Source organism: Paenibacillus sp. RC67, assembly GCF_030020805.1.
Classification (GTDB): Bacteria; Bacillota; Bacilli; order Paenibacillales; family NBRC-103111; genus Paenibacillus_S.
This window is the reverse complement of record NZ_CP125098.1, coordinates 942,744-957,400: the sequence shown is the minus strand read 5'-3', so window position 1 is coordinate 957,400 and position 14,657 is coordinate 942,744. Positions and strand designations below refer to the sequence as shown.

Below are 14,657 nucleotides of genomic sequence, written 5' to 3'. Positions count from 1 at the left end.
GGAATGCTGCTTATACAAATTAAAAAACGGCTCCTTGGTCACCCTTTTCTTCCAAAGGACGGACCAGCGGGCCGTTATTTGTTATGTTGGATCCATGGTCTGATTTCATCAGACTAACCGCAAAAAACGACAACCGCATTTAAATAGTTCATACTAACATGGCGAACTTGATTACGGAAAAATTCCTGTAACGGATCAGTGACGACGTGAGGATCATCCACATTGCGCATGTCATCCCACGTGCATTCTACGCCTTTTCCGCCCGCAGTACCTGTGAACATGCTGCAACCGTTACAAAATGATTGTCGCTGCTGATCGTCAAGCTTCACAATTTTGTTGCGAAGGCAGCAGTAAATATTTCCGTCTTGATCCTTATAGTTAACATGGTTAATGGTTTTCACCAATTCCACCCCTTTAAGACTGAAGTCTGAATGTAATATTTATTATATAAACCAAATGTTAAATGTATGAACCCATTTTATTAAGCTTTTTTAAAATTACCGCTGTGCTTCTCTTTCCCTAGAGTTCTACATTTTTTTACAGAAAAAGCTTGAATTTGACGAAAAGAAACTGTAAAATGAGAGTTGCCTAACTAACGTTAGTTAGTTTAATGTAATAAGGAGGTTGCTGCCTGTGACCATAACGAAAATCAAAGCTGCAGCGCTGCGGCTGTTCGCACAGAAAGGCTATGAAGCTACCCCGCTATCTGAAATAGCTAAAGAGGTGGGTATTAAGACCCCTTCCCTGTATGCTCACTTTAAAAGCAAAGAGGACTTATATTTTGCTATTTTCGAAGATGTGATACAGGAGCATTTAGACCATGTTGCGGCATTGGAGACGCATATTGCAGGGATGAACGTACATGATAAGCTATACACCCTGCTCCAAGATTCTTGCCAGACGTATCTATTGAGCGAACCTAGCATCACCTTCCTCAAAAGAGCGATGCTTTTTCCGCCGGAATCGCTTGAGCAAGAGCTGCAAAGACGTTTTCCCCAATCGGAGACAGCTCTTTCCAAAGTGCTGACTGAAATCTTCGAGGAGGGGATGCAGGCAGGAATTCTTCGCCGCGTTCCAACAGCAGAGCTCATTGCCTCCTTCTATTGCTTGCTTGATGGAACATTCATTCAGCGGCATTACTATAATCGCAACGATTTCGAGCGCCGAATCGAAAGCATTTGGCGGTTGTACTGGCAAGGAATTATTGTACAGCATCATGATGAGTAGGGGAGTGATTCACCATGGCATGGATTTATTTGATTATTGCCGGATTATTCGAGGTCGTATGGGCCATTAGCATTAAATATACTCAAGGGTTCACTAAGCTGGTTCCCTCTGTTGTAACGATTGCCGGTATGGCAGTAAGCTTTTATTTCTTATCCCAGTCGTTGAAGTCCCTTCCGATGGGCACCGCTTATGCGATCTGGACAGGCATTGGTGCTTTGGGAACCGTCGTTATCGGGATGCTCTTCATGGGAGAACCCCGAGACGCCATCCGCGTTCTGTTCCTTCTGTTGATCGTTGGAGGCATCGTCGGTTTGAAGGTAACCGCATAAATAGCAAAGAGGCAGGCTCGGAATCATCCGACCTGCCTTTAGGCTGTTGAGAAACCTGTGATAATCAGATCTGAACATGTTTCTCCAGTGGGGTATCCCCTTCCAGCCGCTGTTGTTATAGCTCCTCGAGGGGATACCCCACCTCATTTTTTTTCTATTTATGCTTCGAATGCCTTGGAAAATTGTGTCCGATACAACCGCGCATACAATCCGTCCAGCTCGAGCAGCTCCTCGTGGCGTCCGTTTTCTATCACTTGCCCTGCGTCCATGACGACAATGCGGTCAGCCGATAATATCGTAGAAAGCCGGTGAGCGATAACCAACGTAGTCCGTCCACGCATCAGCTCATCCAAGGCGGACTGAACATATGCCTCCGATTCAGAATCCAAATGGGAAGTCGCTTCATCGAGCACAAGAATTCGTGGGTCTTTCAGAATGGCACGGGCAATCGCCAGCCGCTGGCGCTCGCCTCCTGAGAGCCGATGACCGCGTTCCCCGACCATCGTGTCATAGCCCTCCGGCAATGCCATGATCATCTCGTGAATGTAAGCCTGCTTGCAGGCAGATTCAACCTCCTCCTCGGTTGCATGCTGCCTTGCAAACAGCAAGTTATCGCGAATGGAAGCATGGAACAGGAATGATTCCTGCGTAACAAAGGCGACCTGGCTGCGTAAAGTTTCCAACGTCACTTCTTTGATATCGAAGCCGTCGATCTCAACAGCTCCTGACGTTGGATCGTACAGCCTGCCAAGCATGCCGATGAGCGTAGATTTGCCCGCTCCGCTTGGGCCGACAATAGCTACCACCTCGCCCGGCAGCGCTTCGAAGGATACATCGCTCAGTGCATATTTACCCGGCTGATACGCATAAGTGACATGGCGGTAAGCCACTCTCCCTTGTACCCCCGGAAGCTCGCGTGCCGTCAAGGAATCCGCTACTTCGGGCTCCATATCTTCGTATTCGAAGATACGCTGAAATACGCCTAGCGCTGTCGCTACCTCGACATGCAGATTAAGCAGGGTCGTAACCGGTCCGTACAGCCGTCCCAAATATTGAGTAAACGCAACAATGCTACCGATCGTCATAATGCCGGTGACGACATTCCATCCCCCGTATAAATAAATAAGTGCTGTGCCGATCGGTCCCAAGATGCCCAACACCATACCGTACCAGCGTCCTACAAGATTAAGACGAAGCTCCAAATCCATAACCTTCTGATTGAGCTCGCCGAACTGCTTCTCCTGCTGCTTTTCCTGTTGGAATATCCGGGTCAGGAGCGCGCCCGACACACCGAAGATTTCCCCGAGCTGCGACGACATTTCGCCTCTAACCCGCTGCGTATCCCCGCGTAACCGCTTACGAACCTCGGCAACTTTGCGAACCGGGAGAATAAACAATGGCAAAATGATTAAAGCTAGCAAAGCCAGCCGCCAGTCCAATGCGAACAAAATGACTACGGTTGTCAATACGATTATCGTTTGCGTAACGGCTGAGACGACGATGGTCGTCACTACATTTTGTACCGCCAGCACATCACCGGTCAGCCGTTGAATGATCTCCCCTGATTTCGAATCCGTGAAGAAGCCCATGGACTGACGCTGCAAATTAGCGAACAGCGACTGGCGCAGGTCGCGCATAACCCCTTGGCCGACCTTGGTATTCTCATGGTTTTGCCAAACGCCCAGCAGGCCGCTCAAAAGCGGCAGCAGCACCATGAGCCCGACCATCTCCAGCAGCAGTACTTTATTCCCCTTGGGTATAGCCGTATCGATAATTTCCTTCATAATAAGCGGCGGTAGAAGTCCAATTAAGGAAGAAGCCAGAGCCAACACCAAAATGGCTGCTAACTGCCAGCGATAACCGCGAAATAATCCATAAATACGCTTGATCGATACATCCTTAAGCGACGCTTTCCCCCGGCTTTGCAATATTTGACGGTTGCCAGCCTCCCAGCGCACTCCTTCTCCCCTCATCTCTCACCCTCCTGTGTACATGACTTAATTAATACAGTATCAACAGGGAATGCCAACCGGATCGCTGCAACGATTTCTTTGGCCATGACCATGACCCGGTAAAGCGAAGTGCTTTGCAGAGTTGAATATTTTTGTCCCCCATCTACATTAACAATCCCGGCAATGGAATAATCCCCCACGGCAGGCAGCTGTTTGCCTAGCGATTTCCCAGGCTCCATCGGTTGATTGGACACCTGATAGGAAGCTACAGAAGCGTGCTGGCCCAAGCAAGCGTCAATAGCAATAACTTTAAGTCCCAGAGGAATATCGGCCAAACGCTCAATCATGTTGCTTGCGTCCAACGGAGCTTCAAGAGTCCCCATCACATACGGGTACCCCGCCTCCACGAGCATCGTGCCTACCAATGGCCCCAGCGCATCGCCGGTAGAGCGATCTGTTCCAATGCACAAAAACAATATTTCTGAGGCATCCAAATCCGTCTGCCTTATCGTTAGCAGAAACTCAGCAAGCTCCCGTCCCTTGACTCTTTTCCTAATAACGGGCACTGCTTCCCCATTCCCTTGCATGGCCTCCCCCCTCCTATTGTATGCCAACTCCCAAGTCTTTTCCTCATTGTATCACAGAGAAACCAGGATTTGTTGTTCTGCGGCAGCCCATGATATAATGCGACCAAACGATCTGCCAAAAGGACGTGATTCACCCATGCCGATAATCAAGCTGCTTGCCATCCTAGTATTTATTTACTGGATTATCATGCTCTGGGACACGCTTCAAGCCCGCAAAAGAATGCTGAGCTTGCCTCACGCACCTCCCGAAACCTATGTCTCTGCCTCCAGCAGCCTTAGGACGAAATCGAATCCGGCAATGAATCCTCAGGAGACTCCGCTTGTTTCCGTCATTATTGCAGCCAAGGAAGAAGAAGCTTCCATTGTCGAGACGGTCAAGCACCTGCTTCATCAAACTTATCCGAGACTTGAAATCATCGCTGTTAACGACCGTTCGCAGGATGGGACAGGACATAAGCTTGAGGAGCTTCGCAAATGGTCGGAGGGCAAAGAGCATATAGATATCCCTTTAAAAATTATTCATGTCACGACTCTGCCCGCAGGCTGGCTCGGCAAAAACCATGCTCTGTATCAAGGTTATATGCAGTCACGCGGCCAATATGTGCTGTTTACCGATGCGGACGTTCTGTTTCAGCCCGACACAATCGCAGACGCAGTTCATTATATGAGAGCAAACGAGGTTGATCATTTAACGCTGGCTCCAAACATGATCATAAACGGATTTTGGCTGAAGGCTTTTGTCATGTACTTCTTCTTTACACTGAGCTTATACGTCCGACCCTGGCGGTCTAATATTGATAGTCAGCATAAGAATGGAATGGGGATAGGAGCTTTTAACTTACTTACCCGAAATGCTTATGAAACAATCGGTACCCATCAGGCATTTGCACTACGGCCCGACGATGATCTCGTACTTGGCATGCGGGTCAAACAGGCCAAGCTGAAGCAGCGGTTAGTTTCCGGCAAAGAGCATATCGCCGTAGAGTGGTATAAAAGCTTGGGTGAAGCGATCCATGGGCTCGAGAAAAACTTGTTTTCAGGCTTTCATTACAAGCTCTCCCTAGCCTTCATGGCAGTGATTGGCCAACTGATCCTGTTTTTACTGCCATTCATTGCCCTGTTCTTTGCTGGAGGATGGGCTTCATGGGTTTACGGGCTGTCGATCTGTATCATGCTCTACGTGTACTTCCGGCTCGTTCATTCATTAACGGGTATAGGTGGCTCCGAGGTGCTTGTGCTTCCTTTAACGGTCGTGCTGCTGTGTTACATTGTAGCTCGTTCCGTATGGCTGACGCTTCGACAGGATGGTATCCATTGGCGTGGCACCTATTATTCATTGGACGAGCTTAAGAAAATGCGGCGTTGACCGCCAACAATGTTAACAAAATTTTTACACTCCAAGCCGTTATGATATTATAAAATAATAAAAAAGAGCGTAGTCTTGCCAGGCTAGCGCCGATTATAAGGGAGAGCTGACCATGACTTACTTATCCAACAAACAATTATATTACGTTACCGGCGTCATGCTGCTGACATTTGTTCTTATCGTCGCTTACCAGCACATCCAAGCGTAGCTCTTATTTTGCAATTATAGATAGACTATTACCAACTACACCGACACGTTCATGACGTGCCGGTTTTTGTTCTACATGGGATTTTGAATTATTCACATATATCGTTATAGTAATAAAGGAAAGAACGAACCACCAGATAGCAGGAAAAGGACTGTATACGCATGAGAATTCATATATTAATCGCTGATGACGATCCTCATATCCGCGAGCTGCTGCGGTTTAATCTCCACAATGAAGGCTATGTCGTATATGAAGCCGAGGATGGCGATCAAGCCTCCCTTCTTCTGGAGACCGAACTGGTGCATTTGTCCGTCGTTGATGTGATGATGCCCGGCAAAAACGGTTGGGAGCTGTGTAAGGAAATACGCAGGCATTACGACATCCCGGTCATCTTGTTGACTGCCAAAGGCGCTATGGAGGATAAAGAAAAAGGGTTTTTGTCCGGTACCGACGATTACTTGGTCAAGCCGTTTGAACCGCGTGAGCTGCTCTATCGGATTCGCGCGCTGCTGAGGCGATATCAGTTAGCCTCCATGGAAGTCATCAAGTTCGGCAGCACAACCATTGATCGCAAAAGCTATGAGATCTCTATAAAGGACGAAATCTATACCATCCCTTTGAAGGAATTCGAGCTCTTATCGCAGTTAGCCAGCAACCCCGGACGTATTTTCACAAGAGATCAGCTGCTACAGCTCATTTGGGGTGCCGATTATGAAGGAGACAGCCGAACCATCGATGTCCATATCAAACGGCTGCGTGAACGATTTTCATCTAAAACCGACGATTTTGTCATTACGACGATTCGGGGGTTGGGCTATAAGCTCGAGGTCGTGGATCCATGAGAACTTTGTATACACGGATTGTGGTCACCTTTATCTTCATTGCCCTGATCAGCAGCATCTTCGCGCTCTTCGTGACCAATGCTTATTATACGTCCCACCTTAGAACCTACAATGAACAAAAGATCACGCGCATCGGCAGCGATATCCGCAGCTTGTACGAGCAAATAACCGGCATAGAGCTAAGGTCTTACTTGACCCGCATTGCCGGCCTTGGTTATCAGATTTACGCCGTAAACAGCCGAATGGAAGGCACCTTCTTCGGCGCTCCCTTCAAACATGATGAGTTGGATCCGGATATCATCCGGCGTGTGCTAAACGGAGGGGATTACCAAGGGATTATGGAAGAGAAGCAGATTCTGATGGTTACAGGCTTTTTTGAGAACAGCTTACGAAACACAGCAGGCCTTCCCTTGAATGTGAATGGAGAGAATTACGCTCTGTTTATTAGGCCGAATCTGGAAGAGCAGATTGGAGAGGTTCGCCTTCTGATGGGGTTTCTATTGGGGTTCACTTTTCTGTTCAGCATCATCTTGATCATCGTCCTGACCCGTTTTATCGTGAAGCCACTCCAGCAATTAACCGAAGCGACCAACAAAATCGTCGAAGGTGATTACAATATTGAGCTGGATATATCGAGGCGGGACGAAATCGGAAATGCCGCTCGTCATTTTACTCAAATGGCCAGCTCTCTAAAAAAACTGGATGAAATGCGACAAGAGTTCGTCGCGAACGTATCGCACGAAATCCAATCCCCTCTCACCTCCATTCAAGGCTTCGCCCAAACGATGCTCGATAAACAAGCGACGCCTGAGGAAGCAGAACGATATTTGAAAATTATCGAGGAGGAAAGCAAGCGCCTGTCAGGCCTAGGCAAGCAGCTGTTAACCTTAGCTGCGCTGGATAAAGAAGATACACTTACGAAACGCACAGCCTTTCGTTTGGACGAGCAAATCAGGCAGGCTCTCCTCGTGACAGAATGGCAGTGGACGGAGAAACGGCTGGAGCTTGAGCTCGAGCTGCCTGACATGATCATGACCGGTGACGCTCAATTACTGGTTCAAGTTTGGCTCAATTTGATGACTAACGCGATCAAGTTTTCTCATCCGGGAGGTACCCTTAGGATAACAGCGAGGGTTGAACAGGAGATTGTCGTGGAAATCGGTGATACAGGGATGGGCATCTCGGAAGACGAGCTGCCTTACATCTTCGAACGGTTCTACAAAGCCGATCAAGCCAGAAATCGTACCCGTTCCGGCAGCGGTCTCGGGCTGTCCATCACTCGTAAAATTGTAGAGCTGCATGGCGGAAGTATACAAGTCCAAAGCCGTTTAGGCAAGGGTTCCACCTTCATCGTCCATCTCCCTCGTCTACCCTAGACCAAATAAGGCTGCAGCTAGTGCTGCAGCCTTGAGTCTGTCGAGAAAATCTATTATTTAAAAGATAACGGCTGACGGTAGGTGGGGTGTCCCCTGGAAGAGCGAAAGCGACCGCCTTTGTTATCGGGAAATCACCGCTGTAAAGCGATTAAATTAAAAATATCCCGATAACAACAGCGGCTGGAGGGGGATACCCCACCGGAGTACCACCTGCACATCTGAAGTTTCCTCGATTTCTCACTTGACTCAAGATGTACCTAACTGCAGCTTCTCCACCATATGATCAACCAAAGCCTTTAACGGATTCCCCACTCGTACGCCGCAGGCGCGCTCGGTCTCCTCGGCTGACTGAACCATGGACAGCTGTGCCGCCCACACTTCTCTCTCAGGGTGTTCTTCCGTCAGTTTCTTCAGCCCTGCAGAAACAAGCTCCACATAAGCATCCTTTCTCCCTTGCATCAATAACTCAAAGGACTGCTCCACGGTTTGCGATTGAAGGTCAAGCTGTTTGCCCTTAAGCAGCGAATAACGGATCAGACGCTCCAGCGTACCTTGAACCGTCGCCGGATTCGTAAACACAAGTAGTGGCGGACGGTCGCTTTCACATATCGAGTCGAACAACGGATCGTCGATTTTGATCATCGGAATACCATAGTCCAGATCTGCCGGCATATGAGCCGTAAAGAAAGTACAGGTTATGAGAATGGCATCGACACGGCTAGCGGCGACCCAATCCAGCGTCTCCTTGATTTTATGCTGTGCCTTCTCTAACAGAAAAAGAGGATCGCTTTTCCTCCGATCCAACCCTGGATCCACAAAATGAAGAAGCTCTACATCGTATGGCTTCAGTGCTTTTTCAATGATGTCGATATTCGAATAATGAGCATGATAACAGCCTATCGTTACCGTCATAGACTCAGCTCCCTTCTAATCAAATGGCAAAGGGTTACCAGCAAACGAAGGAGGTGGGGTTACATTGTTAATGGCACCGTATGTCGCTCCACTTACCGTCGTTTTTCCAGAGCCTGCGCTCTTACCTGAGTTACTGCTCGTATTTGAAGCGCCTGTAGTCTTCCCGCTGCCGTATGTACTGGTTGTTGTAGAATCGGACTTGCCCCAAACGTCTTCGGTTATCGTATCCGTGTCGCCAAGCTGCTGCTTGAGGGCATCGCTCGCCCGCTTCAATTCTTCTTTCTTTATAATAACATAAGGGCTTTCCCATTCACCTTCCAGATGAACATAATTTACATTGGATGGAGTCATATTGAAATAAGTTTTAATCATATCGCGAATTTGCGATGAAGGCACGTCTGTGCTCATATGGTTGCCTACGGCTTCAATCATTTGTGACAGCTTCGTAATCCCGCCAGCAGTCTTGACCGATTTCAGCATTTCGCCCAATACCTGCTGCTGTCTTGCATTGCGGGCAAAATCACTGGATTCCTGCGTATCCATATTCGATTTCCGGTATCTGACAAAATCTAGCACCTGTTTGCCGTTCAGCTTGGAAATACCCTTTTTCAAATTAATGTTCGTCCCGTCTTCATCGTCGACATAACGCATATCCATATCTACGTTGATTGTAAGTCCACCCAGTACGTCAACCGCCTGACGGAATCCATCAAAATCGACGGTGATGGCATAATCGATGGGTACCCCCAGCAAATCTCCAAATACGTTCTTTGTATTGGTAAAGGCTTGGTCCTTGTTTATATTGTAAAAGTACGGATAATAATAGTTCGCTTTTCGCTCAGGGAGCCCTTTTGGGAACAGCTGCGTATCCCTTGGGATAGAAACAACGGTGGCTGATTGTGTGTTCGGATTCACGGTTACTACCATGATCACATCAGAGTTTAATCCTCCGCTATCCTCCCGATGGTCGATTCCCATCAGCAGCAATGTAAGCGGTTTTACTTTTGCTGATTCCGCCTCCGCAACAAGCTCCGGTGTGCCGATTTTTTCAATGACTTCACTGGCATCCTTGTATAAAACAGAAGCATATATGCCTGCGCTCGCGACTCCTATGAGAACGCAAGAGATTGCAATTTTGACGATTTTTTTCAGCATCCTATCGTCCTCCTCATTTCCCAGAAAACCAATGGAGAAAATTATATAAGAAAAACCTTAAAATAAGCTGACAAAAAGCTTAATTTTTCGTTATTTTCCCATAAATTCATTTAAAATCAGTCACTTTTCCACATCATAACTTCATATTTTTGTCATATTTCCAGTGTAAACTATAAAAGTTAAATTGGTTACTTTTTTTCACAAAAAAACAGCCCACCACGTCGAATCGACGTAATGAACTGCTTAGTGAATAATAGCTATTGCTTTTAGCGGACTTGCTTGGGCTGCTCCGTATTCCCACCTGTCACTTCGATGCTTTGCATCGATTGAGTGAGCTGCTCTTGAACTTGCTTCAGCTCCTGTTCATGCTGATGATGGTGATCGGATATTTGTGCATCAAGCTGACTTTGAGCCTGCTCCGCGGCTCGCTGTGCCGTCTCCAGCTGCTGAATCGAGCTGGACAGCTTCTTCGGATTGGATTCAAGCTGAGCATGGCGCACAGCCATCTCCGCATCCTTGGCTACTTGAATGGCTTTCTCGGCATTGTCCACAACATGACGCAGCGGCATTTGGTGCTGGTTTACCTCTGTCAAAAGGTCCACTTCCTTTCGGTTGATTCACAACCTTAAGATGCACCGAAACCGTCGAAATCATTCTGCAATTCACTGCCGTTTTCGTTCATAAATCACAAATGCATAGTCGTATGGATTTTTTTCATCACGTGGTCCTTGCTCCTTGGAAATCCTATTCCACTTTGTGAGGTCAAGCTCATCAAAAAACGTATCGGCCTCGAACTCATGAGCAATTTCCGTTACAACCATTTTGTCCGCATACGGCATGAATAAACGAAATACCTCTGCTCCGCCGATGACGAATAATTCCCCGTTTTCCGCATGAGGTCCGTAGCGCTCCAACGCTTCTTCCACGGAATGAACGACTTCACAGCCTTCGGCTGCAAAAGCTGCATCACGGGTTAAAATGACGTTGCGTCGCTTCGGAAGCGGTCTTCCTATGGATTCGTAGGTTTTTCGTCCCATAAGGATAGTGTGACCACTAGTCACTTTTTTAAAAAATGCAAGATCCGCAGGCAGATGCCATGGAAGCTGATTATTTAGCCCAATACCGCGGCGTTCATCCATAGCAAAAATAAACGAAATGATCATGTTCCAGCCTCTATTCCATTTTTAAATCGCCTTAATCGAAAGAAACAACGTTTTCAATAATCAAAGCGTAGATTTATATCATCCGTATAATATCATGGGCGCAGATCTACTTTCAATTCTGCCTTGACCGAATCGGTTTCGGCTTTATTTAACGTTTTTTGAATATAATAGTGCTTCGAGCAGTAGCCTTTGGATACAGCATGTCTGCTGCAGTTGACCCACTTGCACTGTTTGGGCTCCTTCTTGGACTTCTTTCTCACCATATTCGGACTACCGGTTCGAAGCAGCCTCTGATGATGCATGGAACACAGGTTTCTTGCCTTTACCCGGCGCTGGCATCCTTCCACTATACATTCCTTCATAATTATTGCGATCCCTCTTCATTGTGTTAGTGGCCGTTATGCTCATGAGCCTGATAATTGATTAGCATACAGTCCTCGTCCTCCCCATTATACGGATTCACACTCATTCCTAAAAATCGGGTGAACCTTGAAGAGATAACCTCAATACTTTCCTAAGTCCAAAAAACAGCCATAATAGGCGGTTTAAACAAATGAGGTTAACTATTTAAATCATGACGTAGAAAGCCTAGTGAATATTAGGGAATAAGCCCATTTTCCAATATTCACAGGTTGTTTGAGTACCAAAATCATTTATATACTTAACAACGTCAAGACAGGAGGGAATATCTTGCTAACCGTTGAATCATTAGTCCGAATATTAAAAAAACCGATGGGAATCATTAAAATAGAAGGCGAGACACTCTCTTTTATGGAGGTTAATGAACCCTTTTGTGCGCTATCAGGGTATACCCGAGAAGAGCTTTTGCATGTAGATCCTTCCGAGATGTTGGCGAAGGGGGATCCCAAACCAACCTTTCATTTTTTCGAGGACGATTCTTTTTTAAGAACTGAGATTACCGCCCTGTCCAAAGATCAAACCGAAGTGTTCCTAGAGGTAGAGCTATACCGGATCCATGAAGGTCCTAATGAGTTTATCATTGCATTCGCAGATCACATAAGCAGCAAAAAGTGGATTGATCACTATGTTGCCAACAAACCGATTCTTTGCTCTGGCATTGTCAATCCTTCTTATATTTTGACTCGATATGAAATGTATTTTGATCCTATTGTGGATCATAAGAGCAGGTTCGAGCATAAATCCATCTTCGAGCTTATTGCAAAAGTGGATCATCCCGTGATGAAGCAACTGCTAGAGGAAATAAAGCTCACGAAGCAAACGAAAGAAGTTATTCTGCGGACGACAAAGCTTAAAGGCTTATTGGAGCTGAAAATGAAGATTATGGTGCATCCTTTTTTTGATGGAGCAGGCACCTTTTTAGAATATGCATTTGTAATCAGCCAACTGGAGCAGTATGAGATGATTGAGAACGCAGCCGTGCGATTAAAGGTTCTCATGGCTCAGCGTAGCATGTCAGCCCAGTCCTTGTCGGAAGCCACAGGCATTACCATCCAAACCATCTCCAAACTGAGGAACGGTAAAGTGATGAAGCCTCAGCTGTTAACAGCTCAATTAATCGCGGGCGAGCTAGGTGTTGTGGTGTCCGACATTTGGGCGGAAACAAGAAGGTAAACGGCCTATCGTACAAAAAAAATCGACCTCATGACTAGGGGCCGATTTTTTTTGCTTAGTTTATACCGATATAGGCGCTTTAATGACCGGGTGACTCTCGTATCCCTCTATGACGAAATCTTCGAACTTATAGTCGAATAGGGAATCAGGCTTGCGAGTGATAACCAGCTTAGGCAATGGATGAGGGTTCCGCGACAGCTGCAGCTTGGCCTGCTCCAAATGGTTCAAGTACAAATGCACATCGCCCCCTGTCCAAACCAGCTCTCCCGGCTCAAGATCACACTGTTGGGCTATCATATGCGTCAGTAAAGCGTAGCTTGCCAAGTTAAAAGGCAGTCCAAGGAACGTATCGACCGACCTCATTTGAAACATGCAGGACAGTTTACCCTCCGCTACATAAAATTGAAACGCGTAATGGCAGGGCGGCAGCGCCATCTTGTCCACTTCCGCAGGATTCCAGGCTACGACCAAATGTCGGCGAGAATCGGGGCTGCGTTTAATTTGCTCAACCACTTGACTGATCTGGTCGATATGCCGTCCGTCCGGCGCCGGCCAACTCCGCCACTGGGAACCATAAACCGGGCCTAGATCACCGTTCTCATCCGCCCACTCATCCCAAATTGTCACTTTGTTATCTCTTAAATAACCTATGTTCGTATCCCCGCTCAAAAACCACAGCAGCTCATGGAAAATAGAGCGAACATGCAGCTTTTTCGTTGTCAACAGGGGAAAGCCTTGAGATAAATCACAGCGCATCTGCCTTCCAAAGACAGAAATGGTCCCTGTCCCTGTACGATCGGTCTTCTCTACTCCGTGTTCCAATATATCTTGAAGCAAGTCCAGATAGGGTTTCATAACGTGTACCACCTTTATGCGAGATCGCTCATCCATATGGCGGTTCGTCTGCACTTCGCAGCTTTTTCCGCCATTCATTCTTGAATTATTATATCGGACAGCGGAAGGTGTGTCTACGCAAATGGATGATGAACGGCGGTTCTTGCTCCCATCATTTTTCCTTAAATGCTGCTACATCGTATGTATTGGCTTCAGTTGCTCAACAACAGAACCATGCGGATAGAATTCCCCCAACAGCAATTGCACCAGCTGCTCCGCCGTATAATCAGGTGTGGTCAGTTTCCCTTGTTCCTTCCAATTGGCAAAAAGATTCGCAGATGCGAACCGGCTCTGACTCGTTGTCCTTGCCTCCTGCTGCAATGCGGTTTCCACCATTCCTGGCCAAACAGACACGATTTGGATGCCTCCTTGCTTATTCTCTTCCTCCAATCCGACCACTTGCGTAAAGGTATCCAGCCCAGCCTTCGCCGCTGAATAGCAGCTCATCCCCGGGAACAAATATTTGGACGAAGCCGATGAAATATTCATTATTTTTTTGTCCGCCTGAAGGTGCTCGGCCTTTTGAATAAACAAGGAAGTTAAAATCATCGGAGCAATCAGGTTGACCTGGACATGATAGGTTATGTCCTCTGGGCTGCATTGATCGATCGAAGCGAGGGGCGCCACAACGGCAGCATTGTTGATGAGATATACCGATTCCGCTTCCGAAGGATCAATGCAGGCAAACACCTCGTCCATGAGTGCATTCAATTCACCGCTTCTGCCAAGATCAAACGGAAAATAATGAAGGTTGCCTTGCTTTGAAGTCAGCTCTTGATTCTCCGACCTTGAAATGCATATGACACAATGTCCAGGGGCAATAAGTCGCTCTGCCAGCGCTTGTCCTATACCTCTCGACGTGCCGGTAATAATAAAATATTTCATTTTTCAAACCTCCATTTTATGACATAGTATTAGTACTAAGTACTAATATCAACCTATACCTATTGATGGTAAATGTCAACAAGTGGAATTTCGTTTTCTGTATAGTCCCTCCCCGCGATGTAAGGTATAATGAAAGCCGTAAATAGAAAGATAAACGGGAGTGGTTGA

16 protein-coding genes are annotated in these 14,657 nt (G+C 46.9%); 6 read left to right on the top strand and 10 right to left on the bottom strand.

What is annotated here, in order from left to right:
• Positions 1-113 precede the first annotated feature (113 nt).
• Positions 114-401 carry a hypothetical protein gene (locus QMA13_RS04345; RefSeq protein ID WP_282939755.1) on the bottom strand — a complete coding sequence of 96 codons (288 nt, stop codon included), beginning with the start codon at positions 399-401 and terminating at the stop codon, positions 114-116.
• 232 nt (positions 402-633) lie between these two features.
• Between QMA13_RS04345 and QMA13_RS04340 the strand changes: the two genes are divergently transcribed.
• Entirely contained in the window at positions 634-1,227 is a 594-nt protein-coding gene (locus QMA13_RS04340) for a TetR/AcrR family transcriptional regulator (protein WP_282939754.1), read from the top strand.
• A 14-nt stretch (positions 1,228-1,241) separates the two neighbouring features.
• Positions 1,242-1,556, top strand: coding sequence for a quaternary ammonium compound efflux SMR transporter SugE (gene sugE, locus QMA13_RS04335; protein ID WP_282939753.1), 315 nt, complete (start codon positions 1,242-1,244; stop codon positions 1,554-1,556).
• 158 nt (positions 1,557-1,714) lie between these two features.
• On the opposite strand, the gene QMA13_RS04330 is transcribed toward sugE, so the two are convergent.
• Complete coding sequence (locus tag QMA13_RS04330) at positions 1,715-3,529, bottom strand: ABC transporter ATP-binding protein (protein ID WP_282939752.1); 1,815 nt, start codon at positions 3,527-3,529, stop codon at positions 1,715-1,717.
• Positions 3,526-4,095 carry a spore protease YyaC gene (gene yyaC / locus QMA13_RS04325; protein WP_282939751.1) on the bottom strand — a complete coding sequence of 190 codons (570 nt, stop codon included), beginning with the start codon at positions 4,093-4,095 and terminating at the stop codon, positions 3,526-3,528. Before yyaC ends, QMA13_RS04330 begins: the two co-directional genes overlap by 4 nt.
• Before the next feature lie 136 nt (positions 4,096-4,231).
• Between yyaC and QMA13_RS04320 the strand changes: the two genes are divergently transcribed.
• The 3 genes from QMA13_RS04320 (at position 4,232) to QMA13_RS04310 (ending at position 7,887) form a co-directional block, all read left to right on the top strand.
• Positions 4,232-5,461 (top strand): glycosyltransferase family 2 protein, encoded by a 1,230-nt coding sequence (locus QMA13_RS04320; RefSeq protein WP_282939750.1) that lies wholly within the window; start codon positions 4,232-4,234, stop codon positions 5,459-5,461.
• A 369-nt stretch (positions 5,462-5,830) separates the two neighbouring features.
• Positions 5,831-6,511 (top strand): response regulator transcription factor, encoded by a 681-nt coding sequence (locus QMA13_RS04315; RefSeq protein ID WP_282939748.1) that lies wholly within the window; start codon positions 5,831-5,833, stop codon positions 6,509-6,511.
• Entirely contained in the window at positions 6,508-7,887 is a 1,380-nt protein-coding gene (locus QMA13_RS04310; RefSeq protein ID WP_282939747.1) for a sensor histidine kinase, read from the top strand. The genes QMA13_RS04315 and QMA13_RS04310 overlap by 4 nt, the downstream gene beginning before the upstream one ends.
• 246 nt (positions 7,888-8,133) lie before the next feature.
• On the opposite strand, the gene QMA13_RS04305 is transcribed toward QMA13_RS04310, so the two are convergent.
• From QMA13_RS04305 to QMA13_RS04285, 5 genes are all read right to left on the bottom strand, one after another.
• The gene (locus QMA13_RS04305; RefSeq protein ID WP_282939746.1) at positions 8,134-8,799 is read right to left on the bottom strand and encodes a hypothetical protein; all 666 of its coding nucleotides are present in this window, start codon (positions 8,797-8,799) and stop codon (positions 8,134-8,136) included.
• 15 nt (positions 8,800-8,814) lie between these two features.
• Positions 8,815-9,954, bottom strand: coding sequence for an LCP family protein (locus QMA13_RS04300; RefSeq protein ID WP_282939745.1), 1,140 nt, complete (start codon positions 9,952-9,954; stop codon positions 8,815-8,817).
• A gap of 266 nt (positions 9,955-10,220) precedes the next feature.
• Entirely contained in the window at positions 10,221-10,556 is a 336-nt protein-coding gene (locus QMA13_RS04295; protein ID WP_282939744.1) for a hypothetical protein, read from the bottom strand.
• A 60-nt stretch (positions 10,557-10,616) separates the two neighbouring features.
• Positions 10,617-11,117, bottom strand: a complete 501-nt coding sequence (locus tag QMA13_RS04290; protein WP_282939743.1) for a dihydrofolate reductase — start codon at positions 11,115-11,117, stop codon at positions 10,617-10,619.
• Positions 11,118-11,209: 92 nt separating this feature from the next.
• Positions 11,210-11,419, bottom strand: a complete 210-nt coding sequence (locus QMA13_RS04285; protein ID WP_282939742.1) for a hypothetical protein — start codon at positions 11,417-11,419, stop codon at positions 11,210-11,212.
• A 388-nt stretch (positions 11,420-11,807) separates the two neighbouring features.
• On the opposite strand from QMA13_RS04285, the gene QMA13_RS04280 reads away from it, so the two are divergent.
• Positions 11,808-12,710 carry a helix-turn-helix domain-containing protein gene (locus QMA13_RS04280; RefSeq protein ID WP_282939741.1) on the top strand — a complete coding sequence of 301 codons (903 nt, stop codon included), beginning with the start codon at positions 11,808-11,810 and terminating at the stop codon, positions 12,708-12,710.
• A 60-nt stretch (positions 12,711-12,770) separates the two neighbouring features.
• Here QMA13_RS04280 and thyA read toward each other — a convergent pair whose 3' ends face one another.
• Positions 12,771-13,565 carry a thymidylate synthase gene (gene thyA, locus QMA13_RS04275; protein ID WP_282939740.1) on the bottom strand — a complete coding sequence of 265 codons (795 nt, stop codon included), beginning with the start codon at positions 13,563-13,565 and terminating at the stop codon, positions 12,771-12,773.
• A 171-nt stretch (positions 13,566-13,736) separates the two neighbouring features.
• Positions 13,737-14,489, bottom strand: a complete 753-nt coding sequence (locus QMA13_RS04270) for a (S)-benzoin forming benzil reductase (protein WP_282939739.1) — start codon at positions 14,487-14,489, stop codon at positions 13,737-13,739.
• Between the last annotated feature and the right edge of the window lie 168 nt (positions 14,490-14,657).

Excerpts from the sequence above, each read along its gene's own strand:
- QMA13_RS04300 (WP_282939745.1), bottom strand. The coding sequence starts at position 9,954 with ATGCTGAAAAAAATCGTCAAAATTGCAATCTCTTGCGTTCTCATAGGA.
- QMA13_RS04285 (WP_282939742.1), bottom strand. The coding sequence starts at position 11,419 with ATGCATCATCAGAGGCTGCTTCGAACCGGTAGTCCGAATATGGTGAGA.
- QMA13_RS04290 (WP_282939743.1), bottom strand. The coding sequence starts at position 11,117 with ATGATCATTTCGTTTATTTTTGCTATGGATGAACGCCGCGGTATTGGG.
- yyaC (WP_282939751.1), bottom strand. The coding sequence starts at position 4,095 with ATGCAAGGGAATGGGGAAGCAGTGCCCGTTATTAGGAAAAGAGTCAAG.
- sugE (WP_282939753.1), top strand. The coding sequence starts at position 1,242 with ATGGCATGGATTTATTTGATTATTGCCGGATTATTCGAGGTCGTATGG.
- QMA13_RS04310 (WP_282939747.1), top strand. The coding sequence starts at position 6,508 with ATGAGAACTTTGTATACACGGATTGTGGTCACCTTTATCTTCATTGCC.
- QMA13_RS04320 (WP_282939750.1), top strand. The coding sequence starts at position 4,232 with ATGCCGATAATCAAGCTGCTTGCCATCCTAGTATTTATTTACTGGATT.
- QMA13_RS04305 (WP_282939746.1), bottom strand. The coding sequence starts at position 8,799 with ATGACGGTAACGATAGGCTGTTATCATGCTCATTATTCGAATATCGAC.
- QMA13_RS04315 (WP_282939748.1), top strand. The coding sequence starts at position 5,831 with ATGAGAATTCATATATTAATCGCTGATGACGATCCTCATATCCGCGAG.
- QMA13_RS04330 (WP_282939752.1), bottom strand. The coding sequence starts at position 3,529 with ATGAGGGGAGAAGGAGTGCGCTGGGAGGCTGGCAACCGTCAAATATTG.
- thyA (WP_282939740.1), bottom strand. The coding sequence starts at position 13,565 with ATGAAACCCTATCTGGACTTGCTTCAAGATATATTGGAACACGGAGTA.
- QMA13_RS04270 (WP_282939739.1), bottom strand. The coding sequence starts at position 14,489 with ATGAAATATTTTATTATTACCGGCACGTCGAGAGGTATAGGACAAGCG.